Source organism: Paraburkholderia humisilvae, from assembly GCF_902859855.1.
In the GTDB taxonomy this organism is placed as follows: Bacteria; Pseudomonadota; Gammaproteobacteria; order Burkholderiales; family Burkholderiaceae; genus Paraburkholderia; species Paraburkholderia humisilvae.
The window spans coordinates 1-26418 of sequence record NZ_CADIKH010000056.1; the positions used below are offsets into that span (position 1 = coordinate 1).

Below are 26418 nucleotides of genomic sequence, written 5' to 3' on the forward strand. Positions count from 1 at the left end.
TTGCGAGGACCCGCCGTGCGTGCCGGTGTGTCCGACCGGCGCGAGCTACAAGCGCAAGGAAGACGGCCTCGTGCTGGTCGATTTCGACCGCTGCATCGGCTGCAAGTACTGTGCATGGGCGTGCCCGTACGGCGCACGCGAGCTCGATGAAGAACGCAAGGAAATGACCAAGTGCACGCTGTGCGCGGACCGTATTCATGACGAAAACCTGTCCGAACGCGATCGCAAGCCGGCTTGCGTGCTCGCGTGTCCGACCTCGGCACGGCTCTTCGGCGATATCCATGATCCCGACTCGGTGGTGTCGAAGGCGATCCGCGAGCGCGGCGGGTATCAACTGATGCCGGAGTGGGGCACGCGACCGGCCAACCATTATCTGCCGCGCCAGACGACCACTGCGGCGCTCGAAGATGGGTTGGTCGACCTCGCCTCGATGGCGACGCGCGCGTCATGAACCTGTACCAGGGGTGCGCCGTGCGCCGCACGAAAGGAAGGATCGGGAGACCTGCACGATGAATCCGGCTTTTTCGGTTGTATTTCTCACGACATTGATCGGCGCGGGACAGGGGCTAATGATCGCACTCTTCGGTGTCGAGCTTGGCGCGCAACTTGGCATGATCGTGATGCCGCCGCAGGTGTTCTTCGTCGTCGGCGCGGCGCTGTCGGTCGTGCTCGGTGTGCTAGGACTGTTAGCGTCGTTCTTCCACCTCGGGCACCCGGAGCGCGCGTGGCGCGCCATCGCGATGTGGCGCACATCGTGGCTGTCGCGCGAATGTCTCGCGTTGCCGGTGTTTCTGGCCTGTGCGTTCGCCTATGGCGTCGCGCATGCGCTGGCTGCATCGTATTCGCTCGCGCTCGGCGTGCTCGGTGTGCTCGCCAGCGGCGTGCTGTTCGTTTGCACGTCGATGATCTATGCCTGTCTGCGCTTTTTGCAGGAATGGGCGACGCCGCTGACGATGGTGAACTTCGTGCTGCTCGGCAGTGCGTCGGGCTTCACGCTGGCGAGCGCGAGTGCCGCGTGGTCCGCGCCGGCGCTGGTCCCCGGGCTGGCCGTATGCGCCTGTGTATTGACGCTCGCGGGTTGCCTGACGCGTGTCGCGTCGCTGAGACGCAATGCGCGCCTGCGGCCGAAATCGACGGTGCAAAGCGCGACTGGCATTCGTGCGGCGAAGGTCGTGCAGAAATCGCGCGGTTTCACCGCCGGGGCGTTCAATCTGCGTGAATTCTTCCACGGCAAGACGCCGCAAACGCTGCAGCGAATCAAATGGACGTTTCTGATCGCCGCGTTCCCGGTGCCGTTCGTACTGATCGCCCTGGGGGGGAGTGTCGGACCGGTTGCGCTGTCGGTGGTCCTGCTGTGTGCGGCGTGTGCGATCCAGTACGCGGGGCTGGTTGCCGAACGGTGGTTCTTCTTTGCTGAAGCGCGTCACCCGCAGAACATCTACTACCGGCAAGCTTCGTGAATACGTTTCGTGCTTTCTTAGCTTTGCATGGCCATTGGCAAATCGTGATCGTGAACTCGGGATACATGGATAGATCGACAGGATACCCTCGGCTGCCGACAGTGCTTTCCGGATTCTCTTATGGAGCCGGGCGGCTGGTTTGCAACAGTCGGCAGATAGGGTGTGCGACGTCACGCGCACCGCATACTCCGTGCTCTCATTCCTGCTAAGGCTGCGCACCCGCGCCGCGCGACTCTTCCGGCTGTCCGACGCGCATACCATGCTCGTCTGGTCGGTGATCGTCGGGGTCGCCGGTGCGCTGGTGACGACCGCATTTCGCGAAGGCATCGCGCTGCTGCAGCGCGCATTTGTCGGCACCGAAGGCAGCTTTGTACAAATGGCGCGCAGCTTGCCATGGACCACGCGCATCTGGCTGCCGGCGGCGGGCGGCCTGATCGCCGGCGCTATGCTCATGCTTGCGCGGCGAGGTCAGGACAAGGACGCCAACACCGACTACATGGAAGCCGTCGCGATCGGCGACGGCGTCGTGCCCGTGCAGGCAAGCCTGTGGCGCATGGTGTCGTCGCTGTTCTCGATTTCGAGCGGCGGCTCGATCGGCCGCGAAGGGCCGATGGTGCAGCTGGCCGCGCTGTGCGGATCGCTGATCGGCCGCGTCGTCAACTTCGATCCCCCGCGGCTGCGCCTGCTGGTCGCGTGCGGTGCGGCTGCCGGCATTACCTCCGCCTACAGTGCGCCGATTGCCGGCGCGTTCTTTGTCACCGAAATTGTGCTCGGTTCGATTGTGATGGAAAGCTTCGGACCGGTCGTGGTCTCGTCGGTGGTCGCGAACATTACGATGCGCGAGTTCGCCAGCTACAAGACGCCGTACGAAATGCCTGCCTTCCCGACCATCACCGGCCTCGAGGTGCTGCTGTTCGTCGGGCTCGGCTTGCTGTGCGGCGCCGTTGCGCCGCAATTCCTGCGGCTCATCGACCTGTCGAAGAAGACGTTCCGGCGCATCAAGCTGCCATTGCCGTTCCGGCTCGCGATCGGCGGCCTCATGGTCGGCATCCTGTCGGTCTGGACGCCGGAGGTGTGGGGCAACGGCTACAGCGTCGTCAACTCGATACTGCACTCGCCGTGGACCTGGAGCGCGCTCGTGATGGTGCTCGTGTTCAAGATCATCGCGACTGCTGCGACCGTCGGCTCAGGCGCGATCGGCGGCGTGTTCACGCCGACCCTTTTCGTCGGCGCGGTGCTCGGCTCGCTGTATGGCCTGGGCATGCACGCGCTGTGGCAGGAGGGCATTTCCGGCTACTATGCCTATGCGATGGTCGGCATGGGCGCGTTTGTCGCCGGCGCTACCCAGGCGCCGCTGATGGCGATCATGATGATCTTCGAGATGACGCTCAGCTACCAGGTCGTGCTGCCGCTGATGCTGTCGTGCGTGATCGCGTATTTTGTCGCGCGGGCGATTGGCAAGACGTCAATGTACGACGTCACGTTACATCGCAACCGTGAGGAGCAGGAACGCATGCGCGCGCGCTCGATGCAGATGCGCGAGCTGATCCGCCCGCCGCAGACCGTCGTGCCGCCCACCGCGACGGTGCAGGACATGACGCGGGTGTTCCTCGAGTATCCGGTCAAATACCTGTACGTGACCGATGAAGCCGGCTGCTTCCTCGGCGTGGTCGCGCTGAAGGACATCACATCGGACCTGATCGACCGGCGCGACACGTCGACCCGTACCGCCGCCGACTACCTGCAGCCGCACTTCAACGTGCTGACGCCCGATATGTCCCTGGGCGTCGCACTGCAGCACTTTCTCGCGCATCAGGGCGAGCGGCTGCCGGTCATCGAAAGCCTTGCCCGGCCGAAACTGACGGGCGTCGTCTACAAGTCATCGCTGCTCGATGCGTACTTCCGCATGAATCCCACGCGCTGAGCCACGCTAACCTGAGCGAGCTCAGCTCGTCCGATGCGTCAAGACGTTGCCGGGTGTGGGACGCAACTGCGGCATTAACCGCATCGAGGTCATGAAACTGTCGAGATTGGAGGCGTCGAGCGTGCTCTGGCGAGACTGTGGATCGACCGCCGCAAGTTGATTTGCGACAGTTGCAGCTGTTACTGCTCGGAAGAGCAGGTTTGAGTAGGTGCTGCCGTTGCCACCGGAAGTTTGAAACGCCCCGTCGGCGATGGAGCCGACTCGATGGAGGTCAGTCACCATGCACGCAGGCCCGTTTGGAGCTTCGATGTATCCTCTGCTTGTCAATTTTCCTGAGCGGTTCAAAACCGACCGTCTGATCTTGCGCTGCGTTAGGCCCGGTGACGGCGCGACAATATGCGATGCGCTAGCCGACTCAGTCGCCGCGTTGCGGCAGTTTCCGGCCTCGCTTCCGTGGGCGCTTGAGGAGCCATCGGTTGAGCGCTCGGAGATATACTGTCGTGAGGGATTCGCGCATTTCATCGCCCGTCGTGAATTCCGCTTTCTGATTTTTCTGGGTGATGGAGAGACACTTGTGGGATGTTGCGCTCTGTTCTGCCCGAACTGGTCAGTGCCGTCCGTCGAGATTGGCTGGTGGGGGCGGACTCCGACTCTGGGGCACGGCTTCATCAGCGAAGCCGTGGAAGGACTCATCCGGTATGCCTTTGAGCAATTATTTGTGCATCGAGTTGCGGCGTTTGTTGACGACCTCAATTCCAAGAGCATACGCCTATGCGAGCGAGTGGGAATGACGCTCGAAGGAACATTGCGTCAGGAGCGAGTCGATCCGGACGGCACTCTACGCAACACCCGGGTGTACGCGACAATACGCATGCGGTGACCGTCGTGAGCTGTCAGGGGCGGCTCCCCGCATTGCTCCGGACAACTACGCCGGTGTTGCCATTCTGGCGGGTCGAGCTACTCTGTGCGAACACGAGGGTGCCGACATTTTGCTGGGAGTCTTGTTGCACGCCGCAGTGTACGAGTATAAACGCCACTTTGCCTGCGTCTTTGTAATCTGCTGTTCTTGACGAATACGGTTTTCCGGAAGACGCAGCGAAGTGGCGCCGCGTTCTGCGTTACTGCGATGCTACGCACGCAATGTTTAATGCTTGTGCGATTAGGGCCACGCATCCTCGTGCTGGGCACGCGGGATTTCACGCGGGGGTGGGTTGGATACCGCCTATCGGAAGCCTCCCACTGCCGAAGTCACCTCTGCCGAACCTTTGCTCGCCACAAGCATGCGACCGGGCGAAGACGCTTCTTCTCGTTTCCTGGTTCAGCGGACTCCGTACCATGACACGCGTCCGATCAATCTGTTAGGTATAAAGCGCCAGCATCGAATCTGTTGTCTGTTCTATGGGCACGCAAATAGAAAACCACCTCCTGCTCGGTGTATACGGGGGATTTTCGTTTTCGGAGGAGTGCGGCACATTGCGCGCGAACAGTCGCTCGAAACGTCAAGAGGATCGTATCGTATTCCTTGTTACCTGATTTCAAGGAGTTCATATGCCAAACAAGGTACACCCTCAAGCGGGAGGAAGACCTGGCTTTTGGCAGGTGCCAGACCAACTCAATCGCCAGGGCGATGTTGTTGCTCGGGGATCACATCTCAACTTTCATGAGTTTGAGCGACTCCGTACGCAAGGCCTGACCGCTCCGGATCATCGTCGTTGGACTGGGCGGGGTGAACGTGAGAATGTCCCGCAGTTTCAGTACGCTACGCAGCCTTCGCGCTAAGCCACTATTGAAAAAGCAGGCAGAGACCTCTTCCAATGAGGCGCCGATCCCCGTTGCTTTGAGCTTCGAGGCGCGGCGTTTGCGTCGGGGCGGAAACACCTTTAGGAAATACTCGATTATCTCTTCGTCGCGGACTACTAGAGGTAATCTGGGATCGAGACGCGAAAATTGGCACTAGCAGAAGAAATCGATTGACTGATTCGATGGACCGCTGAGCTAAGATTAGCCAATCGTTGGCTGTCGGCAAGCTGACCATCGCTGCCGTGGGACTGCCCGGTCGGTGAATCGGGCCCGAGTATTGCCAGAGTGATCCGCTGGTAAGGTTCTTGTCGACGGCGGGCGCTTCGAGCGGCATTGACGATGAAAATTCGCCGGTTTCAAGTGATGTACGAACGATGAAAGGTGGAAAATGAACGGCGTCAGCGAATCTGTTGTACTAAGGGATTCGACGAATGTAACGAGGATTCAGATTGAAGGGGATTCGCTAGGCAGCATGTCGATGCCAACGGCAGGAGCGTGTGCCCGCTCGACAAGCGGTGCGACCGGTGGTGGAACGCTGTCGCCCCTTGCCAATCTTGCAAAGTCAGGTGCCGAAAAACAGTCCGCGTCCGAGACTCATGTCATTAGCGCTGCGGCTGTGGACATCCCAGAATCGCAACTGATGCTTTCCTATTTACGATCACTGATGCCCCCGGCGGCCAGCGAAGAGCTCGCGCGTAAAAGCATGTTGCATTTCGAGCAGGTGGCTGAAGAGCTCGACAGAATGGGAGAGACCTATGAGGGCTTGAAGGCGCTCCTGACGACGTTGACGCGGCTTGACTATCTCATTGCGGGTGCGGGAGGAGCGGTAAAAGGTTTGGCAGCAGCGGCGAGTGGATATGCCACTGACCTTGCACCGATTCACTTCTCGGTGGCTGAAAAAATTGGGAATCCTATAGATAAGGCCGCGACCGTGGGGGCGATGTCGCGAGCCCGGGACAAGCTAATTGATACCTTCGGGAAAGAGGTGTTTCAGTTTCGCCTTATTCCATCGGAAGAGGGGGACAGATACTTTCTGGCGCCAAGTAAGCACAAGCTTGTTGAGCCGGTCGCTGAGCTCCTCGACCAGGTCGCGTCCTCCGAAATTGAAGGTTTGCTAGTTGAGTCAGCCTTAGGTGGTTTACATACAGGTAGAAGCGTTGTGGCCTGCGCGGCGAAAGCAGCATTCGAAGCATTTTCGAAAAATCCGGTAACCGGGGCTATTGCCGATCTAGTGGTAAATAACACACTCCGCGTTCCCGTGTTCGTTATAAAAGACATCGCAAAATATCGTCTCGCAAGCAGCTCGGGTCAATATGGGCTACTGTATTTGCTGGGAAGAGTGGACTGGAAGCAGAGGTATGAGGACGCGAAAAGAGCGACACTGACGTCGATTGGAGGAACTGGGGCTAAGAATGCCTTGATGCTACCTCTCGATACCATGCGCCGTCTCCCCGATGGCGCCAAAAGAATAGTGGGTGCTGGAAATGTTGCGGATACTGTCTGGAGCGTTTGCGTTGAAGCAGGTTCGTCGGCTGTGCGTGCTGCGCTGAAGGACCGCCTGGAACAGGGGGCTTTGAATAGAAACAAATCGGACGCTATAGCCCAGCTAGTCAGCGCCATTAGTTTGAGAGCCGTGGGAAATGCGGTGGAGCCAGCTGTCGAACCTGCAGCGCGACATATCGCAGACGGTTTTTGGAGAAACGTTGATGGGGCGCGTTCTAAACATGGGAAACCTGTCGATATACCGATCGTCTGAAAATTTTTAAGGTCACTTTCGGCGGAGTGAAACGGGGCAACGCTGAATGAAGTGTGTGTTGTTATATGGATCCCCGCCGTGTTAGTCAAACACGCCCTGCGCGGGTCCTACCGCTTCACATCACTGCTGGCTGGCAGTGCAGAGTAATCGCCTCCACCCACTTATAATGTCCGCTCCCGTGTCCAGTTGCCTCTTGATCAACAGGCCCAAGTCCAAGTCAGTCACCACTGGTTCGAGCCGGGAATCTTCGCCATATTTCAGCGAGGCTCACGCCAATTTCGGGTTCTTTGCAGCGATCCCGATGGGTGATTGACATACTTGCCTCAACCGTATACCTTCGCGGTGGCGCCACTAGCAACCAGCTTCCTTGCGACGGCACTACCACCTGTCTTCTTTCCAACGATCGTCGCTTTGGGCATATGTGGACTGTGTGCAGAAACTTTAACGACGAAAGACGCCAACTTCGAGACGCCGCACTCTTTTTGACTATGGCGCCGACCGGGAGCGCTTCCTCGGCCGCGTCGGCAAGCTCTGCGCGAAACTCGTCTACATACCTTTCCAGGTCCGTCGTGGCAAAAGCGTGCTCTCTCTGCCGAGTCCTTGTCGCATCAACAAGTCTTTTCGGGACAGCCCTGCACGCATTCGCCGCAAGCGCATAATTGGCCAGTGCCATCTTTACAGCACGTCGGTATACATAAGTCCCCTCGCCACCTTCGTCGCACAGCAATTGCATCGTTTCTTCGGCGATGCGCACGTGTATAAGTCCCTTCCAGAGGGCTTTCCCGCCGGGTTCGCGATCGCTCTTGCGGCCGAGGAATCCACCGCGGCGAGCGATCAAACGCAACACCTCGTTCAGATTGGGTTGGGTTGCGTTGCGCTGCGGGTCTTCGTAAGCAGGTAGGCGGCGCGAATTCCATCGGTATCGAAGATACAGATGATCGTCCAGATCAGGACAGCTTCGGCGCATCCGCAGTCCACGGCAATCGTGAGTTGCAGTTTGGCGCTGTCAAAGTCGACGCCTTGGACATACCTTGGCGCCTTGATTCCCAAGGCGGCTTCAAACAGCTGATTCGTCATTGCTCGCTTCATCATACAGGGATGGGTGCAGCATTCTGCTGCACCCATCCGTGCGACAGCTTATCCATGCCACCCGCGGCAAGGGTTCGCTTCGCCGGGCTCTCGCCAGCCATTGACGCCTCACGTTACCCACTTCGAATTCAAAATAGGCAGATTTCATTGCGCCGAAACAGAAGGTATTTCGTACAACGGCTGTTCGGTCATGGCGTGAAAACCTATGATGTACGGGCTAGAATGCTATGGATACCTCTATCATGTACAAGAACTCGATTGCCAGCACCTTAAGCGTGTCTCGCGTAGACGACAGCGTCTATCGACAAGATGCCGGTCAGGCACCACCCGTCGGCGTGTTCATCGGGCACAACAGAGCGTCCGCGTCGCCTCTCTTTGCCAGCTTGCCGAAAACACCGTTCTCGGTCGATGAGCTTGACGAAGTACTGGGAACTGGCTCGGTTGGGTCCACCAGCACGTCACCCGATATTTCCGCGCCGCAAGGACAGGTTCATTCTCCCAAATTGTTCACGTGGAAAGACCTTGATAAGGAGGTGGAGGCTGCGAAGGCTCAGGCCGAGGCCTTTAGAAAGGTGAAAGGTATGGGGCAATTTTGGGGACTTCGCCAATATCTTCCGACGAGCGACGAGCTAAAAGTGATCGTCGGTATCGAGAAAGGCAGGAGGTATGTTAACAGCCGCGGAGAACGTAGGCAAAAAGGGATTGATACCGTCGCAAAGCTTGACTATGACGTGAGTACCACCATGCTCCGCAATCGTCTCTTTGGAAAAGCGAAGGGTAAGCGAAGCGTGCCATGAATAGAGATTTTTAGTTATCGATGAATTCGCGAGGCTAAGTAATTCTCGAAATTCTTGCTCGGCAAGGCGCCGCATTATCATGTCCGATCGATTCATTTTCGGATCGAGGCGGTCGCTGCCGCGCTGCATCGAAACATTGGCCGATGCTCCCAAACGCGTGGGCGTCCCGCTCCAGTTCCCCCCTTTGTCGCTCGAAAGAAGCGCAATGAACAGCATATCGAAATGAAGCGGGCCGCACTCGACGCGCTTTAGCCCACTGTCATCGACGGCCGGTGCCGCCTATTCTGTCGGGACGCGGCAGGCTTTGCGGGGCGCCGCCCCTTCAACGAGCTGGTTACCAGTGGGCTGGCCCACGCCATTGAGCCCGTTAATCGTCACCGAAGCAACGTGGTGTTCGCACTGAACTACGCGGACATCAGCATTGTCTATGCGGCGGGGCCCACATGCGGTCAAGGGCCCTGATGTCGAGGGCTTTCCCGAGGGTCCGATTCGGCGGGACAATGGCCGTTCCACCGTGTTCGTGATCGATAGTGCGAGCATCCGCCACTGCAGTAACCAAGCTACGCCGAACAACTGGTGTCATACAGTAGTTCCCGAGGGTTGAACCCGATGGAGATCGTGTGGAAACGCTTCAAGTTTTATGAGCGTTTATTGGAAACCTTATACGGTATTTAATTGAAGCGCGGAAAGGCAATTTGATCAGAGGCCCACTTTCGCACACGGGCCCCACGGTGTAGAGTCGCTCTTCAGACTCGAACGAATGTCGGTGGAATGAAAATTCTCTCCTTGGAGTCGATCGGCACTTCGCCAACGAGTTTGGCTCCGGCGCGACCCAGCAAACTTTTCATCGCGGCGCCAATATGAATGTTATTGTCATTTTCATGCGCCAAAGCGAGGCCTTCCCACGTTGGATCCCCCAACAAATAAAGGCATATCGCCAGAACGTGAGGATGATCATCTTCGGCATCGTTTAGCAACTGCAGTGCATCTGCCACACGTCCGCGCCCAATCAGGAGAAGTGCAGTAGCGGAGGATATATGCGGGGAGATCGGATTCAGCATTCGCAACTGCTCTATGGCTTCTTCCGCCCCATCGAGGTCCCCGTCAAGCAGCGCTCTCTCGATACGTGAACGAGTGTCTGCCAGGTGACTGACTGATAATTCACGTAACTGTGCCATAGCACGTGCCAATGCTTTTGAGTCTCCAGCAAGTGCGGCTTGGCCGATTACCGCTACGATTTTATCGGCGTGTTCGTCAAAATTAGCTGTTTGCATAAACCTTGGCTCATAAAAAATAGATTAATACCGGCATAAATGTTTGCTAGTTGCGCAAAGTATTGCCAGATTTCCCAGGCACAGTGCGCCTCAAGACGGTCGGTTTCCTGAAAAAATATCAGCGAACTGAAACGATCCGCCTATTGCCGAAGCCTCGCTGCGCACTGCGGTGCTAACTGGGTGCTCTAACTTTCACTTTTGGGGTTGTGTCTGCTACATCTGTTGCAGCACGTCCCGCGATAGCGAACCGGCGATCTCTGGATTTCTCCGCAAGTTCTCGTATAGCGCCGCAAGCTGATCAGGCGTCAGCGTGCGAACTTTGCTGCTTGCCAGATTATCGGCACCCTGCTGACATTTTGGGGGCGTTGTGCCACAGCCCTGCGCACCACTTTGAGCCGCTGCTTTGACGGGGTTCCGCGCATCGCTAGCACGATTGCTTTGCCCAGCATTATTAGTCGACTGAATTCCTTGAGTGCCAGCATTATTAACGGAAATTCCCATGTTGCGCTCCTAGTTGAGATCATAAAGTGCTGACGCCTTTTACCTAAAAAGGAAAGAGCGGCAGTGCAGAAATCATATGTGCTCGTCGTTGGGGCGACTCGGGTCATGCGAAAGACAACGCGTTGACGCGAAAGCTAATTGTAATATATCGGTACTGTACCCCGACTGCCACGGAACCGCGCTCGCTTCGTTTATTGGAGCCAGTGTTTCAAGTCTTTGTGCACCGGACGTCGTGAGAGTGGCAGCCTGTTGAGGGGCGACGGGGACGAAGGGATGTTCGACGCCGTGCTGAAGACGCAAGAACGCCAAGAGTCGCTTATGTGGACGCCTGCTGTCGATGGCGGTCTAAATCCGCGCAAATCGACAGGATCAGAGAGACGAACGAAAGGGAACCTTCCGATCACGCGTCGTAATCCAGAGACTTGTCGTCAAAACCACGGGCGTTTCCATCTTCTGGGACAAGCTTGCCGGAAATCGGATTGCTGGGCAGGCGGCGGCCGGCATAGAGGGGGCGTGAGAAGCTGATCCAGGCTTGCGGGAAGCCGTCAAGGTGGCGCTTCAGGCAAGGCTGGCGGAATGTCATCTGGCAATGCATCCGGACAAGACCAAAATCGTCTGCTGCAAGGATGGCAGTTGCAAGGGGCGATATCCGAACGTGCAGTTTGACTTTGTCGGATACAGCTTTCGACGGCGAATCGTGAAGAATCGCAAACGCAACAGCATATTTGTGAACTTCACGCAAGCCGTCAGTGAGGCGGCCTTAAAGTCCATGCGGCAGAGGACTCGCAAGGCACGCTTCCAGACCCGGACATATCTCATGGCTGACATCGCCCGTATGCACAATCCAGTCCTGCGAGGCTGGTTGAGCTACTACGGGAAATTCAGTCCGTCAGCGATGTATCCGGTGCTCAGACACTTCAACAGGATGTTGACCGCATGGGCAGTGCGCAAGTACAAGCGTCTGAAAGGACACAGAACGCCGGCGCCTCTCTTTGTGGAAGGCATCGCGAAGCGGCAACCGCGATTGTTCGATTGTTCGTACATTGGCAACGGGGGATGATGACAGGTGCGTTCGCCTGATGGGAGCGGTGTGAGTCGAGAGGCTCAAGCACCGTTGTGCGAGAGCCTGGAGGTTTGAGACTCCTCCGGCCTACTCACCCGTTCCACAAAATCCTGAAATTGGGCTGCAAAGCCGAGGATTCGCGGCTTCGCACAGTTGACTGGCTAACCAGCCTGATAGCAGTCTTCTGCATCCTGAGCTGACGCATATTCATGGCTGACCATGATCAGCCGGTGCGCACCGCAAGCTCCGCCCGACACGGTGTTCGCATCAACCGAAATTGAATTGCTCGGGCGAGTGGTCCCAGCCTTGCCATTTACCGCGCAGGCACCGCCGCGCTTGCGCAACCTGATCAAGGTCGCCCAACTTGGCCGCTATCTGCCCGGGCCAACGATGCACCTCTAGGCAATACCGTTATGTGGCGCGGCATGCAGCGCCTCACCGACATTCAACTCGGATATGAACTAGCCCTCAACCGAAGTGGGTAATTGCAGGATCAGGTCCAGCGCCTCGGGCTGTGATTTCAAATGACAATCTCATAATAGACAGAAATCAGGCCCGTAATAGACTCCGGTGTAGAATCCGGCTCGCAAGCAGGTGCCATGCGGAGCGTTTGAAGGATGAACTGCTCTTTGTCGAAACTGCTGGCCTTCGATAGCCTAGGTCCGCATGCGATGGGGGTGTTCGCCTACTGGCGTTCAATGTTCCTTTTTGCCGAGGCACCTGCCGCGAGAAAACATGGGGCCAGGACTGCTGCGGCGCGGCAGGCTCAGAGGCACTGCAGGAGGATTACTACGGAAATTGTTAAAAATGGACTACAGTTATTTTCCGCTTCAGGATTCGGACCTAAGAGCGACATATGAAATTAGATTCTCTGTAACGGAAAATCTGATACACGAGGCGCACGTTAAATTTCTTCAGAGGGAGCTGGCTTTGCAAGACATCCGGCAGGGCGGCGGTTGGGTTTGCCGGGACGGGGGGCGGGAGGTAGGCTTCTGTCTTCCCGTGTTTATCCCCGAGCCGTATCTCGCCGCAATATTTGTTATTCCCGAATTTCAGCACAAGGGAATCGGCAGGCACCTTATGGAACTTGCCCTTAACTGGTTGGGAAAGGACGGGGCGTCAAAGGCCTTTCTTGAGACAGATAGAGGCTCAAAAGCGGAACGCTTTTATCGCCGTCTCGGGTGGCGCCAGGAAGGGGATGCGGAGTTGGACTGTCAGGTTCGCTATGCGTTGGACTTGCGATGAAACGCGTTCAAAGAATTGCGCTGGCCGGCGTCCTTATTCTGATAATGCGCATTGTGCCGGTGGCTGCTCAGCAGATCACGATCTATAACAAGTCACAATCTGCCGGAACCGACACTGGTAATAGCCAAGTCCTTAGTCTCGACGATGCATTGAAAATGCCTCAAGAGACGATGCGGACGTCAACAAATTGGACTAACGAGGAGTTATTTCGCGGGGTCAAAATGCGTGAAATGCTGAAACATTTCGGTCTCTACGGGAAGACTATCCATTTCATCTGTTACGACGGCTATGATTACCGCATCCCGATGTCGGACGTGGTCAAGTATGATTTGCTTCTGGCATATGAGCGAAATGGGAAAAGAATGACCATTAAGACCTTGGGGCCATTTGCATTAATTTATCCAAGGTCAAAGTATCCGAAAGAGCTTGGTGGGCAGGACGTTGACGCTAAATTCATATGGATGATAAAAAACATATATGTTGAATAAAGTCTAGCACCGGAGATTCCATGTTTCGATTTTTGCAGATTGGCTATCTGTTGACGCTGTTGGTTGCGGCGTTTTGGCTGGTGCATGAGATAGCCGTAATTGATCACGAAGAGCAACAATTCAAAAATCAGCTTATTCCGGCGCTTGATTCTTATTCGATAATTGAAAATATTCAGATTCCTGTTGGCGAATTGCGTGAGAAAGTGCATCAGTACAAAGGGGGGGGTGCCGGTAACGCGGCGGAAATACGCAATGCGATCGAGGTGGTAAATTCCCGGTTTTATATACTTACGGATTCCAATGGACCATTATCAAAAACATTTAGCAAGCCAGAAACGAAAGTGGCTGTTCGGCACGCGTTTGGCAGATTTGAAAAAATCGCAGCCAGAATAAATCTTATGCTGGCAGGTAACGTCGAGAAGGATCTGGTGATTACTGATTTGACAGATTTTCGACTTGAGCTGACCGGGCTCAATAGTCTATTTTATACAGAGCAGATTAATAACTACAGCAACATGATCGGGGCTGTTTCGAATGTGCGGGGGGCATTTCAACGAGTGGTTGCTGGCTGGTTTATCCTCTCGTCCATATTTGCGTTATTTGTGCTATTCAATCAGGCAATTGGTCGTCACCTGATACGCCAAAAGGCGGAGGCGCTTAGGAGAAAGCACGTTTTTATTGCAATGTTCAACCATGAAATCAGGAACCCACTGCAAGGTATATCCGCAGCTGCTGAAAATCTAACTTTTGTGGTGGACGATACAGAAATTTTAAAGGCTGAAACACCCCTGGACAATATTCGTTCCCTATCAGAAAAGATTAGCAAACAGGTCGAGCTTATTGAGTCGAGGCTGCTCATGTTTGGACAATACTCACGCCTTGAGTCAGGAAAAGTCAGCGTAGTCCGGGAGGACTTAAATATTGAAGATTTTGTTGCAAGTATCGTAGGCGATTATGTTGGAATTGCAAATAGAAAAAATATCAACTTGACGTTTGAGGTGGCGAAAAATGTCGGGGTGTTGCATTTGGATCGGAATAAAACCGATCAGATACTGAGAAATCTGGTTGAGAATGCAATAAAATACACTGCTGCCGGTGAAGTTAGGGTGTCCGTATCTATAATTGTAAAATATCGGAAAAGTATCCGCATTGATGTGAGAGACACGGGGATGGGGGTGGCTAAAGAAGACCTCAAGATTATATTTAACCCTTTCGTCAAACGTTCTGAAGCCAGGGAGCGGTATTGCGGTGGCTCAGTAGGACTCGGGCTCACTATAGTAGAATTGTTAGTCAGAACCTTAGGTGGTCACATAGAAGTTCAGAGCGAAGAAGCGCTAGGAACCGTGTTTACGGTCGAATTTCCGGTCTGATTTATCCGTCAAAAATCGGGACTCCCCCGTTCTGAGTCTTCTTAGGCCGCTCCGCGACTTCAGGCGGGAGTGGATACTATTCTCTGGACATAAGAGAAAACAAAGTCATGCCGATGATTCGGGTCCGGACGGGCTTCTCAACTATCATAACATTGTAGAGTTGAACCATGCGAGCCAGCTCAGACTCTTCAACCAAATGAGTTTCAAGTTTTCCGGTCAATATGACTATCGGAATCTGTTCACCGCCGGGCAGAGCTCTGATACGGTGGACTACATCCTCAGATGTCGTATTGTTCGGTAGCATCCAGTCAAGAATGTATCCTTCAAAGTGTGTCGCGATAAGATCCCCAATTAAAGCGTCGGCAGTGGCATATTCCTTGGTATTGAGTCCGATACGCGCAAAATTTTCGACCATCGGGCTTCTGACGTCGTGCTCGTCGTCAAGTAGTGCGATCAAAGGCGGGGGAAGGGTCTCCATGGAGTCGATCCGATAACACTTCTCGTGCACAACTGTATTGCCTGGCATAACGACCCAGCCATCCATCGTTTGGGTCGCAATGAAATCCTCCGACGTTGGATTCTCGAGTTCCTGGCCGACGGAGATTCTACCGCGTTGAATCTTGGTGCCGAATCTGATCAGTGCTGACACCTTGTTTGAGCGGTTATCGTCGATCAGGTTATTAATCGGAACGCCGTAGTATTCGCAAATTTGCCTAAGTTGCTCATGCGACCAAGGTTTCTGCCAAATCATCTTCTTCTGGACGGACGTGTAATGCAAACCAAGAATGTCGGCAAGTACCTTATTCCGCTTCCGTGACGGAACGTGATGACGGTCCAGCAGCGCATTGATATTGTGTACTACGTCTCCTAGGCCCATTTCGGCGCACTCCGTAAAGCATCTCGACTCTGGTCCGGTTAAAAGATGAACGGCTGCGTTTGCATTGTCCGCCCGATCCCCACTCTAGTGACGCAACGTGGTGGGCGGCTTGCAAGTCCACCGTTCTCGTTGGCATCGTCCATCTCGGACGGTGCCCAATATGGTAGTCAGTCTGGCTTGAAGCAGAAGTATAACAACAAAATGTCTTTAAAAAACTTACAAAGATCTGTCTTGCACGTCGCAGTGGTCTGTATTACGATCTGTTTTGTCGTACGAAAAGTCTATGTTGTGGCTCGCGTGCTATGCCGGCAACAACGCTTGGGACTGGCGTTTCGATTTGGGCGCGGGTCGATCGGCGTGGCCATGGCGCTGACAACGATCGGTGCGATTTGATCAAAAACGAAATTGGGCTGTGGGGCTTCGGTTAACGATCCTCGAAGGGACCAAGCGGTCGCATCCAAGCTGTATCGTTCGAGCGAAGTCGAGGAAAACTGCAGTCTCGACGGTAACGGTAGGACGCCTTGGTCTCCGTCGACTAGTCCTGTTGTCAATTGATTTAACTAGGCGGATTAGGAGTGCTAATCGAAAGAGGGGGTAATGGTTGCGGGCGAAGCTAGTGCACTAGGACCAACCTCAACATTAAGTGGCGTCGGAGGAGGTTCGAAATGGCTACGTGTTGTTGCGCTTGGGTCCCATCGTGGGACCTAGGCGGGCCTGCGTGCGGTCGCGGTGACGATCGCATGGCCGGCGCACATGGAATTGTTGTGCCTTCGGTCTCCGACGGGACGGAGACCGAAGGCGCGTGTGAGTGTGAATGATGCAAGAGTATCCGCGTCGGACCGAATGGGTCTGCAGCATCTCGCGTAGGGGGCCGGCGCACGTCATTGACTGACTAATGAAAGGACCATAACCATGTCATTCTATAACGCACAATGAATAGTATTCCTTAATGATTAACTTTGAGATTCTGCCGTTATCCCGACATTCGAGCGCGACGCCGGTGTCCGCCGCAGGTCCAACTCGCGGCGCGAGCCGCACCCAGCTGCCATTGCAACGTGACAAAACCGTTCAGCTTGGTGAATCAACTGGAAGAACGGCGCTTGCCGGGGGTGCTCGCACGACACAGCCGAGTCACCGAACAGGATGTCTAGCCCGGACGCAAATGGAGCAACTTTCCTCGCGCGAGCTCGATAAACGCGCTACGGCTTTGGGCTGGGCAACTGGATTTAACAAGAAATCAGGGCGAAGAGATGAGAAGGATTTTCAAGTGGATGCGATCCGGCATCCGCGCGCTGTTGTTCTTCATTGTCGTGACGGCGAGCTTCGGTGTGGGGTACTGGCTGATCGAGCGGCATTCTGAGCACGACTTGATTGCGGTGATGATGGTGACGGTCGGCTGGTTCGCTATCGCCTATGTGATTTGGAAGAGCGGCTTACCGTGTGACGACGGCAGAGAGTGGTGAGCCATGCACAAGCTTTTCAAACATCCGTTGACGACGCCACTTGGGCTGAGCGTGCTGCAGCTCGCCGTGCCTAGTGCCACGGTCGTATTGACGACGCTGCAGATACCGGTTATCGCCACCGCGCTCGTCGAGAGTACTGCCACCTGGGTCAATGGCTGTCGAGGTCGAGCATGATGCCGGGCGATGTCGCCATGCTTGCGCAGCGGTGCGCGCCGTCTGTGTATCCGTCGACCTTGCAGGCGGTCGTCAAGACGGAATCCGGTTTCAATCCTTACGCGATCGGCGTGGTTCGCGGTCGCCTGGTGCGCCAGCCGCGTAACCGCGACGAGGCAGTGGTCACCGCGCGCGCACTCGAGGCAGCTGGCTGGAACTACAGCATGGGTCTTGCCCAGATCAACCGCGCGAACCTGCGCATTTACGGACTCACGTTCGAGACCGTCTTCGATCCGTGCGCGAACCTGCGCGCCGGCAGCACCATCCTCACCGACTGCTACACCCGCGCGTCCGCTAGGGGCCGTGTGTCGCAAGAGGCCGTGCGCGCGGCGCTTAGTTGCTACTACAGCGGCAACTTCGCGCGCGGCTTCAAGCCGGATTCGCGCGGTACCAGTTACGTCCAGCGCGTCGCTTCGAACGCGGCTGATCCCGGCGCCAATGCCGTAGTCGTGCCGCCAATCGCAGTTGTGGCAGATGGCGCGGCGCCGGCGTCACATAGTGATTCCCGCCTGGCGCGCGCGCAACGGGCTAACGACTCATCCGCAGCAGGGGCAGAGAGTGCACGTGCGTCAGACAACCACCCCGCTTGGGACGCCCTGGGCGATTTTTAACGGAGCATGCAGATGAGGAACAATATTTTTACAACCTTACTTGGGCGCGCATCGGCTGCGCTGCGTTCGCGTGCCGTTGTCGTGCGCCGTATTGCCGCAGGCCTCGTTATGTCGATGCCCGTACATGCCGCTTACGCTGGCGGGGGGCTGAATGCGGGCACGCAGGCCGTCTACTCGTTCACCATGTGGTTCTACGGCTTGTGCGGCGTGTTGGCCGGTGCGTACCTGCTGTGGGTAGGCGTGCAGTGCTGGAGCAACAAGGCCGACTGGATCCACGACTTCGGCGGTGGCATAGCGAAAGTAGCGGGCGTCGGCTCAGCACTCGTGCTCGCCGGTTGGGCATTCGGACTCTTTGCCTGATCACGATGGAAGATGAACGCACGCTGTATCCGTCATACGCTGGCTTGAACCGGATCGCGATGATTGCAGGCGTCCCGATGTTCCCGGCACTGGTCGTCGGCTGCGTGTCGCTGATCGCCAGCATGACCGGCGGCTTCGTTCTTGGGCCGGGCGGTCTGTTGATCGGCGCTGCTGGGGTGCCGATCTTCGTGTTTTTCCGGCATGTCTGCGCGAACGACGACCAGGCGCTGCGCTTGGTCTGGCTGGAGTTCCGGTGCCGGCTCGAGCGTCGACGAGTGTCGATGTTCGGCAAGACCTACACGCTCGCGCCGATGCGCTACGGCCGTGACGCGGGCGTTTACAAGCGCTTGTTTGCGAGCGGCCCAGATCTGGAGCGTTTCGAGGCGCTGCGTCATTGCCTCCTCACGCAGCCACGTGAGGAGAACGATGAGTAACCGCCATCCCATTCCGCTCGTCGCCGGCGATGCCAGTGTGTGGCGGGCCGCCGTGGGCCACACGATGATTTTAGGGGCTGCGGGCGCAGGCAAGACGACCTGTGGCCTGCTTCACCTGGCACTTGAAAAATCGCGCACCGTTTGCGGCGATCCAACTGGTGACGCAAGGGACACGGAAGACGAAGCATGCACATGAGTAATGGCCTGACCCGCCTTGTCGCGGCTGCGGAGGACAAGCTGCCGCGCATTGGCCGTCCCGTGTCGGTGACCGCGACGAGCATGGACAACGGCTGCGCCTTCACGGTGCTACGCCTGAGTGGCGTCCCGTTCGAATCGGTCAGTCGCGGCGAGATCGAGACACGTTATGACAGCTGGAATCGCCAGTTGGCCGCGATGACGCTAGAGAAGGGCAACCGACTGTCGCTGTGGAGCACGTTCCGCCGGCGCCGCGTCTCATTCGGCGACGAGTACAGCTTCTACAATCATTTCATTCAGCTAACAGTTGACAGGTACTTGCAGCGTTTCCGCAAGCACGACCATTTCGAGAACAGCTTTTACATCACTGCGATCCTGGACGGGGACGATCTGGACGAGACGGTGCACGAACTCGAGGAGCTGGTCGAGGCGTTGACAAAAGCGCTCGTCTCCTACGATCCGCAGGTCCTCGAGACATACGGGCACAACGGTATCCTGTTTTCGGAAACGTACCAGTTTATCGGCGAGCTGATGAACGGCATCGACGAGCGCGTGCCGGTCACTCAGACAACGGGGCGCGACCTGATTCCGACCTCGCACCTGCATTTTCACTACGACACGGTCGAGGTGCGCACCGACCGCTCGACGCGGTTCGCGAGTTGCTACGACTTGAAGGATTTTCCGAAGGCCGGTTGGGGGCAGACGAATCCACTGTTGACGCTGCCGGTCGAATTCACTTTCACGCAGAGCTTCGGTTGCCTGAGCACTGCCGAAGCGATGGAGGCGATCGAGGCGCAGATCAACAATCTGCAATCCGTTGAAGACAAGGCGACATACCAGATCAAGGAACTGAAAGAGGCGCTCGCGCTGATCGCCGGCCGGGACCTCGCGTTCGGCGACTACCACGGCGCGCTTGTCGTGCATGGCGATACGCCGGAGAAGGCAATCAGTAACGGCGCGTATGTGACAAGCCGGGCATTGAACGACTGCGGATTCAGATTCGTGAAGGCGACGGCGTCGGCCCCCTACACCTACCTGAGCCAGGTGCCGGGCTTCAGGGTGAAGCCGCGGCCGATGCCGAAGTCGACGCGCAGCCTCGCATCGTCGTTCTCGATGCACAACTATGCGGCAGGCAAAGCGCGTGGTAATCCGCTCGGCGACGGCTCGGCGCTGATGCCGGTGCAGACCGTCGCGAAGAGCCTGTTCAGCCTGAACTGCCACGCGTCGCGCCTCGACGAGGACAGCGTTGGCGAGAAGGTCGCCGGCCACACGCTGATCCTCGGCTCGACCGGCACGGGCAAGACGACCCTCGAGACGATGCTGCTCAGCTTCCTCGAGCGATTCAACCCGAAGATCTTCGTGCTCGACCTCGATCAGGGGTTGCGAATTTTCCTCGAGGAGATCGGTGCCTTCTACTTCACACTGCACGAAGGCAAGCCGACCGGTCTTGCGCCATTCGGCCTGCCTGACACAAAGCGCAATCGCGCTCATCTGTATGACTTGGTCGGCGCATGCTGCCGCGACAGGAACGGAAAGCTCAGCGCCGACGATCAGCGGCAGATCAAGCACGCGGTCGACACGGTCATGGGGCTGGAGAACATCGAGCATAAGACCTTCAGCCGCTTGCTCGAGTCGATTGCGGAAACCGGCGATGAAAACAGCCTGTGGCTGCGTCTTAGCCAGTGGTGCGGAGCAACTGGCGGTCGATTCGCATGGGCGCTCGACAACGTACCGGACACGCTGGCAAGTATTGCCGAAGTGCGCCGGATCGGCTTCGACGTGACCGACTTCCTGAAAAAGGACTATGCCGCCACGGAGCCGGTGCTTGCGCACCTGCTGTACCTGAAGGACCAGATGCAGCGCAAGGGCGGGCTGCTTGCGACGGTGATAGCGGAGTTCTGGCTGCCGGCGAGCTATCCGACCACGCAGGAGCTGATCCGCAAGTCTCTGAAGACGGGGCGGAAGGCCGACGAATTCCTGATCCTTGATTCGCAGTCACCGGAAGACGCAATCCAGTGTCCGGTGTTCGCAGAGATCCGCGACCTTACGGCGACGAAGATCTATCTGCCGAATCCGGACGCGACGCACGAGGGCTACAAGCTCCTGAACCTGACAGATCGCGAGTTCGACAAGCTCAAGCGGTTGTCGAAGGAGTCGCGCACCTTCCTGATCAAGCAGAGCAACCAGTCGGCGTTCGCGACACTGGATCTTGGCGGCATGAACGATGAGATCGCGGTGCTTTCCAGCAGCCTCGACAACGTGGCGATCTGGGAAGAGTGCACGCGCGACGCACATGGAGATACGGACCTGCGTATGCAGCTGTTCCAGAAACGCCGTAAGGGCAAGCGTGATTGCAAGCTCGCGACCACGGCGGCCTCGGACTGAACTCAACGCCTCTTAGTGAGAGACCAACACGATGAAAACCACCCGTAAATTGATCGGCGCCGCAGCGATCGCCGCGCTCTGCACGGCCTCGGTCTTGGCCCCGACCGCGCACGCGCAAGGCATGCTGGTGCTCGATGCGTCGAACCTCGCGCAGGCGATTCTGACCGTCAGGCAGTTGCAGCAGCAATACACCACCATCACGAACCAGTACGAGGCGCAGATCGGCAATCGCGGTTTGGGAGACATCTTCAACAGCCCCGCACTGCGAAACTACCTGCCGGATCAGTGGCAGTCGGTCTACGACTCGGCGAAGCGCGGACAGCTGAACGGAATCAGCGGCGTCGCCGACAGCATCGCTCGCAAGGAGGCGCTGACTGCATATACACCGGGCCAGCAGCGCCTGAATGACACACTGGCCACAAACAAGGCGATGGTGATGCGGGCATATCAGGCGTCGATCGACCGGCTGAACAATATCCAGCAGCTGATGCAGCAATCGAACCTGACGCAGGATCCAGCGGCGAAAGCCGATCTTCAGAACCGGTGGGCAGCGGAGATTTCGTCGATCGACGCGGACAAGGTACGGCTTGAGCTGGCGGCGAAGCTGCAGGACGCGGAGAAGGAGTTCGCGCAAAACGCCGCACATCGCGACATGCAGCGCCGCCTGAACGGCGATGACGTTACTGACCACTGACACGGAACGTGATCATGCAACTGCAGATTTTCACCGAAATGTTCAACGCGTTCGACAGGGACGTGTTGAATACGATCAACACCGGGTCGGCCACGATGATCTCACTGATCAGCCCGCTGGTCGCTGCCTGCTTCAGCCTCTATGTGCTGCTTGTGCTGGTGTCGTACTGGCGCGGCCACAGCGATACGCCGATTGTTGATTTCATGATGAAGATGGCGGGATGGGCGGCTGTGCTCACTGCCGGGATGAACATCAGCTACTACAGCGAGTATGTGGTGCCGTTCTTCAACGGTCTCGGGGACGATCTGAGCCGCGCACTGATGGGCGGAAACGAGCTGAGCAACGGGCTCGATACGCTGTTGGGTCTCTACATCGATGCGATCAAGAGCATGTACGACGGCTTAGGCATCACCGATGTCGGACTCTATGTCGAGGTTTCGGCGCTCGCGATTTGCCTCCTGCTGGTCGGTGTGCCATTTCTCGCGATTGCGGCCGCCTACATCATTCTCGCGAAATTCGCGCTCGGGTTGCTGCTCGCGCTCGGTCCAGCCTTCGTCGTGGCAGCGCTGTTCCCGGCGACGCGGCAGTTCTTCCAGAACTGGACCGCGCAGTGTTTGAACTGCAGCTTGCTTGTCACATTGTTCGGGGCGGTCGGAGCGGTCGAGGTGCGGTTCATGACCTCGGTGCTACCAGAGAGATTTAGTGTCAAGGACGTCATGCTGACCTATGTCATGGAAGGGAAGATCATCGGGGCCGGCTTGGTGTTCATCGTAGTGTCGTTGGCTATGCCGTCGCTGGCGTCGCAGTTGGCGGGTGGCGTTGGGATCTCGTCGATGGTCGGCAAGATCGGTACGGCGGCCAGCATGGCACTGCGGGCGATGAGGTTGATGCGTGGACATAGCGGTGGGTTGCCAACTGCGTCCAATAACTCGCTCGACCGCGCGAAATCTTGAATACTATCGGGAGAAGTAGATGAGGACGATTTGGTTAGTGACGGCGGTAACGATGGTCGCAGTGGCACTTACACAATACGGATGCGTCAAGAATGACGGCGACCAGTACGTAGGAACGTGGAAGCGTGTCAGCGAGAATGGGTGGTTTGAAGTGGAAATTAACCGAAATGGCAGCGTAGACAATTTCTACGTTTCGCACAAGGTCCCCAATCTCGGCGCTGAAAGCGCAGCGGATAAATGGCTTACCGTGCGGGAACCTGCCGCAATACTGGATGGAAAGATGGTCGTGAGCGGTGCAGTACCGTATGTGGTCACGGTCGATAAAGCGAGCGGACACCTTGTTGTTCCCGGTGCCGAGTTTGTACGCACCAAGTAATCAGTAAGTCTCGTCCGCCAGCATGATCAGCGTCTGCGGACGGCACACCTCAATCGGAGAGTGATCTTGAAATTCATCGTCGTGCTTTGCAGCGCCACGCTGTTTTCGGCGTGCTCGTCGGCGCCAGAGCCGACGCAACCGGGCGGACCGTGGATGCACGTCAACCATGCGGCGCAATGGAGCGCGCCATGAAGTGGCTCAGAAAGAAGTCGCACGAGGTTCATGACGCGCCTACCGCGATCGTGACCGATGGGAACTACGCGGCCGCGTTGCAACACATTGCCGCGAAGTTCGCCGACGCCGATCCGCGCGAGATGGCGCGCACGTATTTCAAGGCTGCACTCGCCTTCGAAAAATCCACACAGCAGCAGCAGGAGAAGGTGACGAAGATCGCTTGGCGCGTCGCCGGCGGCGCCATGTTCGTCGCATTGGCCTCTATTCTTTGTTCAGCAGCATTAGTACAACTAAAGAGGGCGACTCCACCAGTGATCATCAGAGACAACACCGCGACTGGCGACGTGCAGGTAATCGACGTCGCGCGCAGCGGCTCTGTGACCTTCGCGGAGCTCGAGGTACGAAAGGCGCTGCGCGACTACGTGAAACTGCGTGAAGGCTACGACTGGTACACGATTCAGGATGCGTACGACACCGTGATGCTGATGAACTCGTCGCGCGAGCAGTCCTTGTACTCCGCGCTATACAACCGAAAGAACTCGCCGCAGAACGTGCTCACAGACAAGTTCCGCGTGATTGCCCAACCAGGTGCGATCACGTTCGTCGGGTCGACCGCGCAGGTGTTCTTCTCAAAGAAAACGGTTTCGCTATCGACACAGGGCAGCACGGCGCTGGTACCGTTTAAAACCGAGTACTGGGTCGCGACGATTACCTACGAGATGGGTGATCTGCCGGCCAACAGCGACGAACAGGTTCTGAATCCGATGGGTTTTCGCGCGACCAGTTACTCGGTCGATCGCGACTGGACGCGCGGCACGACGGATGGTGTAGCGCCGATGCCTGCGGCCGCGATGTCGTCCGGATCGGGGCCGGCGAATGCACACGGAGGGACCAGCCAATGAAGATCCGATTCACGGAAACACCGGGTGCGTCGGCCATCGCGGCCGCACTGCTCGCACTGGCAATGCCGGCTGCAGCCGAGGTGGTGCCGGGACCGTGTGGCGGCGATCCGCACATCGCCTGCGCGGTGTACGACCCGACCGAAACCTATCAGATCACCTATCGCCCCGGGGAGGTCACGGTCGTTGTGTTCGAGAAAGGCGAAAAGCTCGACGGTGGAGGCATGGGCGACGGCAAGGCCTGGGCGGCGGGTCCGGCCGGTAACGGCTTCTTCTTCAAGCCGAAGGCAGTGAAGGCAGCCACCAACCTGATCCTGCTAACGAACAGGCGTCGCTATGTGTTGCATCTGCTTCCAGTCACGAAGCACGAGGAGGCGATCTGGTCGCTGACGTTTGATTATCCCGACACCCGTGCGAAAGAGTCCGCAGCAGCGGCTGCCCGTTCGGCCGAAGCGCGGGCGCTGCTCGGGCAGACCCGCAACACAGTGGGGACCGGCAACTTCGACTACGAGATGCGCGGTGACACGACGCTGGCGCCGACCGCGCTGTGGGATGACGGCCGGTTCACCTACTTCGAGTTCAGGACGAGCCGTGACCTGCCGCAGATCTATCGCGTGTTCGAAGACGGCTCGGAAGGGCTCGTGAATCCGGACGACATGCGCGGGCCGGTACTCGTCGTGCACGACACCGCGCACCGCTTCAACTTGCGCGTGGGCAACGCCGTGCTTGGCATTCGCAACAACGCGTATCGGCCAGACGGTCGGCTGAACCCGTTGGCCACCACGATTCCTGGCACCGTACGGCTCGTGAAGCAAAAGGAGGCGATCGGTGAGTAAGGAGATCAAACAGAACCCGGTGCCGACGGAGCCGGTTGGCATCGGCGAACGCGGCGTGCCGGGCGTTGGCCGGGTGAGGAGCAAAAGTCCGTTCCGGCTCCTGCCGATCGTGACAGGTCTCGTGCTGGTCCTGCTGTTCGGGGCGGTTGCGGTTGGCGTCGCTATCAAGCGATGGACGGCGCAGCACCATGCGGAATCCGAGGCGGCAAAGATCGAGGCGACCAAGGACAAGCCGTCCGGCGATCGGCACGATTTCGCGCGCGACCAGGCGAGGATCGAGAGGCTGCGGGCGGAGGAAGCCGCGAGCGCAGCACTTGCGGCGCCGGCTCACGCGGATACGGCCAGCGCGATGCAGTCCGCCGCATCGGCCGGTACCGGCGCGGCAGCTACGACGTCAGCCAGTGCGGTTGAGACGCCGGCGATGCGCAAGCTCGATGGGGACGTGCTGATCAAGCTCGATGACCAGAAATCGACTGGTGGCGCTGACGCGTCCGGCGCCGGTGGTACACGTCCCGAATACGCGAGGGATGGCTTGGACGCAAAACTGCGGCCGTCGAAGCTGGAGACGGTCAGGGCCGGGTTGTTGCCGTCCCGCGACTTCCTGCTGCTCGCCGGTACCGCGGTTCCGTGCGTGCAGGGCGCGAAGATCGTCACCGACTATCCGGGCATGACGACCTGCCACGTGTCGAAGGACGTGTATTCGGCGAACGGCAAGGTGTTGCTCATCGAGCGCGGGTCTGAAGTCGTGGGCGAACAGCGTCAAGCGTTGATGCAGGGCCAGGCGCGGATCTTCGTGATCTGGACGCGTCTGACAACGCCTGCTGGCGTCATAGTCCAGCTCGGCTCGCCGGCGGCGGACGCACTGGGCGGTAGCGGCATTCCGGCTTACGTCGACACGCACTTCTGGACGCGATTTGGTGGGGCCCTGATGGTGAGCATGATTGGCGATGCGGGCCAGGCTCTTTCGAACCTGGCGGCGAACTCTGGCGGCAGCAACCGGATCCAGTTCAACAACACGTCGAGCGCGGGTGAGCAGGTGGCGACCGAAACGCTGCGCAACACGATTAATGTGCCACCGACGGCGTACTCGAAGTACGGTTCGATGACGACGATCTTCGTCGCTCGCGACCTCGACTTCTCGGACGTGTACGAACTGGCCACGCAGTGATCCGGATTCTGCC

At 57.6% G+C, this 26418-nt stretch carries 30 protein-coding genes; 24 read left to right on the forward strand and 6 right to left on the reverse strand.

Translation table 11 applies throughout. From position 1 onward, the window contains the following. The 3 genes from HV796_RS33320 to HV796_RS33330 all read left to right on the forward strand — a co-directional run. The coding region (locus tag HV796_RS33320; protein WP_175232155.1) for a 4Fe-4S dicluster domain-containing protein at positions 1-451 on the forward strand (451 nt) is incomplete at its 5' end. Positions 452-509: 58 nt separating this feature from the next. Beyond that, the gene (locus HV796_RS33325) at positions 510-1460 is read left to right on the forward strand and encodes a dimethyl sulfoxide reductase anchor subunit family protein (protein ID WP_175232156.1); all 951 of its coding nucleotides are present in this window, start codon (positions 510-512) and stop codon (positions 1458-1460) included. 190 nt (positions 1461-1650) lie between these two features. Next, positions 1651-3384, forward strand: coding sequence for a ClcB-like voltage-gated chloride channel protein (locus HV796_RS33330; RefSeq protein ID WP_175232157.1), 1734 nt, complete (start codon positions 1651-1653; stop codon positions 3382-3384). 21 nt (positions 3385-3405) lie between these two features. On the opposite strand, the gene HV796_RS33335 is transcribed toward HV796_RS33330, so the two are convergent. Then, the gene (locus HV796_RS33335; RefSeq protein WP_175232158.1) at positions 3406-3666 is read right to left on the reverse strand and encodes a hypothetical protein; all 261 of its coding nucleotides are present in this window, start codon (positions 3664-3666) and stop codon (positions 3406-3408) included. 25 nt (positions 3667-3691) lie between these two features. On the opposite strand from HV796_RS33335, the gene HV796_RS33340 reads away from it, so the two are divergent. Together HV796_RS33340 and HV796_RS33345 are read left to right on the forward strand one after the other, a co-directional pair. Then, positions 3692-4264, forward strand: coding sequence for a GNAT family N-acetyltransferase (locus tag HV796_RS33340; protein ID WP_175232159.1), 573 nt, complete (start codon positions 3692-3694; stop codon positions 4262-4264). A gap of 1308 nt (positions 4265-5572) precedes the next feature. Next, positions 5573-6940: a hypothetical protein gene (locus tag HV796_RS33345; RefSeq protein ID WP_175232160.1), complete on the forward strand. Its 1368-nt coding sequence runs from the start codon at positions 5573-5575 to the stop codon at positions 6938-6940. A gap of 217 nt (positions 6941-7157) precedes the next feature. Here HV796_RS33345 and HV796_RS44350 read toward each other — a convergent pair whose 3' ends face one another. After that, a complete protein-coding gene (locus HV796_RS44350; protein ID WP_425497106.1) occupies positions 7158-7907 on the reverse strand; it encodes an IS4 family transposase in 750 nt (249 codons plus the stop codon). A gap of 364 nt (positions 7908-8271) precedes the next feature. Between HV796_RS44350 and HV796_RS33360 the strand changes: the two genes are divergently transcribed. Next, positions 8272-8826 (forward strand): hypothetical protein, encoded by a 555-nt coding sequence (locus tag HV796_RS33360; RefSeq protein ID WP_175232161.1) that lies wholly within the window; start codon positions 8272-8274, stop codon positions 8824-8826. A gap of 746 nt (positions 8827-9572) precedes the next feature. On the opposite strand, the gene HV796_RS33365 is transcribed toward HV796_RS33360, so the two are convergent. The 3 genes from HV796_RS33365 to HV796_RS44355 form a co-directional block, all read right to left on the reverse strand. Further along, the gene (locus HV796_RS33365) at positions 9573-10100 is read right to left on the reverse strand and encodes an HrpB1 family type III secretion system apparatus protein (protein ID WP_175232162.1); all 528 of its coding nucleotides are present in this window, start codon (positions 10098-10100) and stop codon (positions 9573-9575) included. A gap of 213 nt (positions 10101-10313) precedes the next feature. Continuing rightward, positions 10314-10601, reverse strand: coding sequence for a hypothetical protein (locus HV796_RS33370; protein WP_175232163.1), 288 nt, complete (start codon positions 10599-10601; stop codon positions 10314-10316). 400 nt (positions 10602-11001) lie between these two features. Further along, complete coding sequence (locus HV796_RS44355; RefSeq protein WP_246356166.1) at positions 11002-11343, reverse strand: hypothetical protein; 342 nt, start codon at positions 11341-11343, stop codon at positions 11002-11004. A 27-nt stretch (positions 11344-11370) separates the two neighbouring features. Here HV796_RS44355 and HV796_RS45960 point away from each other — a divergent pair, with 27 nt between their 5' ends. The 4 genes from HV796_RS45960 to HV796_RS33395 all read left to right on the forward strand — a co-directional run bounded on the left by HV796_RS45960 (position 11371) and on the right by HV796_RS33395 (position 14767). Next, complete coding sequence (locus HV796_RS45960; RefSeq protein ID WP_377692320.1) at positions 11371-11661, forward strand: group II intron maturase-specific domain-containing protein; 291 nt, start codon at positions 11371-11373, stop codon at positions 11659-11661. 810 nt (positions 11662-12471) lie between these two features. Continuing rightward, positions 12472-12909 (forward strand): GNAT family N-acetyltransferase, encoded by a 438-nt coding sequence (locus HV796_RS45965; protein WP_175232166.1) that lies wholly within the window; start codon positions 12472-12474, stop codon positions 12907-12909. After that, positions 12906-13397 carry a putative pterin-binding protein gene (locus HV796_RS33390; RefSeq protein WP_175232167.1) on the forward strand — a complete coding sequence of 164 codons (492 nt, stop codon included), beginning with the start codon at positions 12906-12908 and terminating at the stop codon, positions 13395-13397. Before HV796_RS45965 ends, HV796_RS33390 begins: the two co-directional genes overlap by 4 nt. A 20-nt stretch (positions 13398-13417) precedes the next feature. Then, positions 13418-14767: a sensor histidine kinase gene (locus tag HV796_RS33395; protein WP_175232168.1), complete on the forward strand. Its 1350-nt coding sequence runs from the start codon at positions 13418-13420 to the stop codon at positions 14765-14767. 76 nt (positions 14768-14843) lie between these two features. Here HV796_RS33395 and HV796_RS33400 read toward each other — a convergent pair whose 3' ends face one another. Continuing rightward, complete coding sequence (locus HV796_RS33400; protein WP_175232169.1) at positions 14844-15644, reverse strand: helix-turn-helix domain-containing protein; 801 nt, start codon at positions 15642-15644, stop codon at positions 14844-14846. Positions 15645-16894: 1250 nt separating this feature from the next. On the opposite strand from HV796_RS33400, the gene HV796_RS33405 reads away from it, so the two are divergent. The 14 genes from HV796_RS33405 to virB10 all read left to right on the forward strand — a co-directional run bounded on the left by HV796_RS33405 (position 16895) and on the right by virB10 (position 26405). Next, positions 16895-17107, forward strand: a complete 213-nt coding sequence (locus HV796_RS33405) for a hypothetical protein (RefSeq protein WP_175232170.1) — start codon at positions 16895-16897, stop codon at positions 17105-17107. 3 nt (positions 17108-17110) lie between these two features. Then, positions 17111-17281, forward strand: a complete 171-nt coding sequence (locus HV796_RS43490) for a hypothetical protein (protein ID WP_217478057.1) — start codon at positions 17111-17113, stop codon at positions 17279-17281. Continuing rightward, positions 17278-17931, forward strand: coding sequence for a lytic transglycosylase domain-containing protein (locus HV796_RS33410; RefSeq protein WP_175232171.1), 654 nt, complete (start codon positions 17278-17280; stop codon positions 17929-17931). The genes HV796_RS43490 and HV796_RS33410 overlap by 4 nt, the downstream gene beginning before the upstream one ends. A 12-nt stretch (positions 17932-17943) precedes the next feature. Then, positions 17944-18291: a hypothetical protein gene (locus HV796_RS33415; protein ID WP_175232172.1), complete on the forward strand. Its 348-nt coding sequence runs from the start codon at positions 17944-17946 to the stop codon at positions 18289-18291. A gap of 5 nt (positions 18292-18296) precedes the next feature. Then, complete coding sequence (locus tag HV796_RS33420; protein WP_175232173.1) at positions 18297-18725, forward strand: VirB3 family type IV secretion system protein; 429 nt, start codon at positions 18297-18299, stop codon at positions 18723-18725. Then, the gene (locus HV796_RS33425) at positions 18718-18921 is read left to right on the forward strand and encodes a hypothetical protein (RefSeq protein ID WP_175232174.1); all 204 of its coding nucleotides are present in this window, start codon (positions 18718-18720) and stop codon (positions 18919-18921) included. The genes HV796_RS33420 and HV796_RS33425 overlap by 8 nt, the downstream gene beginning before the upstream one ends. Beyond that, positions 18912-21305, forward strand: a complete 2394-nt coding sequence (locus HV796_RS33430; RefSeq protein WP_175232175.1) for a VirB4 family type IV secretion/conjugal transfer ATPase — start codon at positions 18912-18914, stop codon at positions 21303-21305. Before HV796_RS33425 ends, HV796_RS33430 begins: the two co-directional genes overlap by 10 nt. A gap of 31 nt (positions 21306-21336) precedes the next feature. Further along, on the forward strand, positions 21337-21999 hold the full coding sequence (locus tag HV796_RS33435) for a TrbJ/VirB5 family protein (protein ID WP_175232176.1): 663 nt from the start codon (positions 21337-21339) through the stop codon (positions 21997-21999). Between the two features lie 38 nt (positions 22000-22037). Then, positions 22038-22952 carry a TrbL/VirB6 family protein gene (locus tag HV796_RS33440; RefSeq protein ID WP_246356168.1) on the forward strand — a complete coding sequence of 305 codons (915 nt, stop codon included), beginning with the start codon at positions 22038-22040 and terminating at the stop codon, positions 22950-22952. Between the two features lie 19 nt (positions 22953-22971). Beyond that, positions 22972-23328 (forward strand): hypothetical protein, encoded by a 357-nt coding sequence (locus tag HV796_RS33445; protein WP_246356169.1) that lies wholly within the window; start codon positions 22972-22974, stop codon positions 23326-23328. A gap of 66 nt (positions 23329-23394) precedes the next feature. Beyond that, complete coding sequence (locus tag HV796_RS45515; protein WP_281369930.1) at positions 23395-23520, forward strand: hypothetical protein; 126 nt, start codon at positions 23395-23397, stop codon at positions 23518-23520. Further along, complete coding sequence (locus HV796_RS33450) at positions 23517-24404, forward strand: VirB8 family type IV secretion system protein (protein WP_175232177.1); 888 nt, start codon at positions 23517-23519, stop codon at positions 24402-24404. The genes HV796_RS45515 and HV796_RS33450 overlap by 4 nt, the downstream gene beginning before the upstream one ends. Next, positions 24401-25237, forward strand: a complete 837-nt coding sequence (locus tag HV796_RS33455) for a TrbG/VirB9 family P-type conjugative transfer protein (RefSeq protein ID WP_175232178.1) — start codon at positions 24401-24403, stop codon at positions 25235-25237. Before HV796_RS33450 ends, HV796_RS33455 begins: the two co-directional genes overlap by 4 nt. Next, a complete protein-coding gene (gene virB10 / locus HV796_RS33460) occupies positions 25230-26405 on the forward strand; it encodes a type IV secretion system protein VirB10 (RefSeq protein ID WP_175232179.1) in 1176 nt (391 codons plus the stop codon). Before HV796_RS33455 ends, virB10 begins: the two co-directional genes overlap by 8 nt. The last annotated feature ends 13 nt before the right edge of the window (positions 26406-26418 follow it).

What these genes read in the sequence shown, in the direction of transcription:
- HV796_RS33365 (WP_175232162.1), bottom strand. Translation starts at nt 10,100, where the DNA reads ATGCAAACAGCTAATTTTGACGAACACGCCGATAAAATCGTAGCGGTA.
- HV796_RS33415 (WP_175232172.1), top strand. Translation starts at nt 17,944, where the DNA reads ATGAGGAACAATATTTTTACAACCTTACTTGGGCGCGCATCGGCTGCG.
- HV796_RS33455 (WP_175232178.1), top strand. Translation starts at nt 24,401, where the DNA reads ATGAAGATCCGATTCACGGAAACACCGGGTGCGTCGGCCATCGCGGCC.
- HV796_RS33410 (WP_175232171.1), top strand. Translation starts at nt 17,278, where the DNA reads ATGATGCCGGGCGATGTCGCCATGCTTGCGCAGCGGTGCGCGCCGTCT.
- HV796_RS33435 (WP_175232176.1), top strand. Translation starts at nt 21,337, where the DNA reads ATGAAAACCACCCGTAAATTGATCGGCGCCGCAGCGATCGCCGCGCTC.
- HV796_RS33325 (WP_175232156.1), top strand. Translation starts at nt 510, where the DNA reads ATGAATCCGGCTTTTTCGGTTGTATTTCTCACGACATTGATCGGCGCG.
- HV796_RS33390 (WP_175232167.1), top strand. Translation starts at nt 12,906, where the DNA reads ATGAAACGCGTTCAAAGAATTGCGCTGGCCGGCGTCCTTATTCTGATA.
- HV796_RS33405 (WP_175232170.1), top strand. Translation starts at nt 16,895, where the DNA reads ATGAGAAGGATTTTCAAGTGGATGCGATCCGGCATCCGCGCGCTGTTG.
- HV796_RS33370 (WP_175232163.1), bottom strand. Translation starts at nt 10,601, where the DNA reads ATGGGAATTTCCGTTAATAATGCTGGCACTCAAGGAATTCAGTCGACT.
- HV796_RS33345 (WP_175232160.1), top strand. Translation starts at nt 5,573, where the DNA reads ATGAACGGCGTCAGCGAATCTGTTGTACTAAGGGATTCGACGAATGTA.
- HV796_RS33430 (WP_175232175.1), top strand. Translation starts at nt 18,912, where the DNA reads ATGCACATGAGTAATGGCCTGACCCGCCTTGTCGCGGCTGCGGAGGAC.
- HV796_RS33425 (WP_175232174.1), top strand. Translation starts at nt 18,718, where the DNA reads ATGAGTAACCGCCATCCCATTCCGCTCGTCGCCGGCGATGCCAGTGTG.
- HV796_RS33335 (WP_175232158.1), bottom strand. Translation starts at nt 3,666, where the DNA reads ATGGTGACTGACCTCCATCGAGTCGGCTCCATCGCCGACGGGGCGTTT.
- HV796_RS44350 (WP_425497106.1), bottom strand. Translation starts at nt 7,907, where the DNA reads ATGCGCCGAAGCTGTCCTGATCTGGACGATCATCTGTATCTTCGATAC.
- HV796_RS33445 (WP_246356169.1), top strand. Translation starts at nt 22,972, where the DNA reads ATGAGGACGATTTGGTTAGTGACGGCGGTAACGATGGTCGCAGTGGCA.
- HV796_RS33450 (WP_175232177.1), top strand. Translation starts at nt 23,517, where the DNA reads ATGAAGTGGCTCAGAAAGAAGTCGCACGAGGTTCATGACGCGCCTACC.
- HV796_RS45965 (WP_175232166.1), top strand. Translation starts at nt 12,472, where the DNA reads ATGGACTACAGTTATTTTCCGCTTCAGGATTCGGACCTAAGAGCGACA.
- HV796_RS45960 (WP_377692320.1), top strand. Translation starts at nt 11,371, where the DNA reads ATGCGGCAGAGGACTCGCAAGGCACGCTTCCAGACCCGGACATATCTC.
- HV796_RS33400 (WP_175232169.1), bottom strand. Translation starts at nt 15,644, where the DNA reads ATGGGCCTAGGAGACGTAGTACACAATATCAATGCGCTGCTGGACCGT.
- HV796_RS43490 (WP_217478057.1), top strand. Translation starts at nt 17,111, where the DNA reads ATGCACAAGCTTTTCAAACATCCGTTGACGACGCCACTTGGGCTGAGC.
- HV796_RS33360 (WP_175232161.1), top strand. Translation starts at nt 8,272, where the DNA reads ATGTACAAGAACTCGATTGCCAGCACCTTAAGCGTGTCTCGCGTAGAC.
- HV796_RS33340 (WP_175232159.1), top strand. Translation starts at nt 3,692, where the DNA reads ATGTATCCTCTGCTTGTCAATTTTCCTGAGCGGTTCAAAACCGACCGT.
- HV796_RS33395 (WP_175232168.1), top strand. Translation starts at nt 13,418, where the DNA reads ATGTTTCGATTTTTGCAGATTGGCTATCTGTTGACGCTGTTGGTTGCG.
- HV796_RS33420 (WP_175232173.1), top strand. Translation starts at nt 18,297, where the DNA reads ATGGAAGATGAACGCACGCTGTATCCGTCATACGCTGGCTTGAACCGG.
- HV796_RS33440 (WP_246356168.1), top strand. Translation starts at nt 22,038, where the DNA reads ATGTTCAACGCGTTCGACAGGGACGTGTTGAATACGATCAACACCGGG.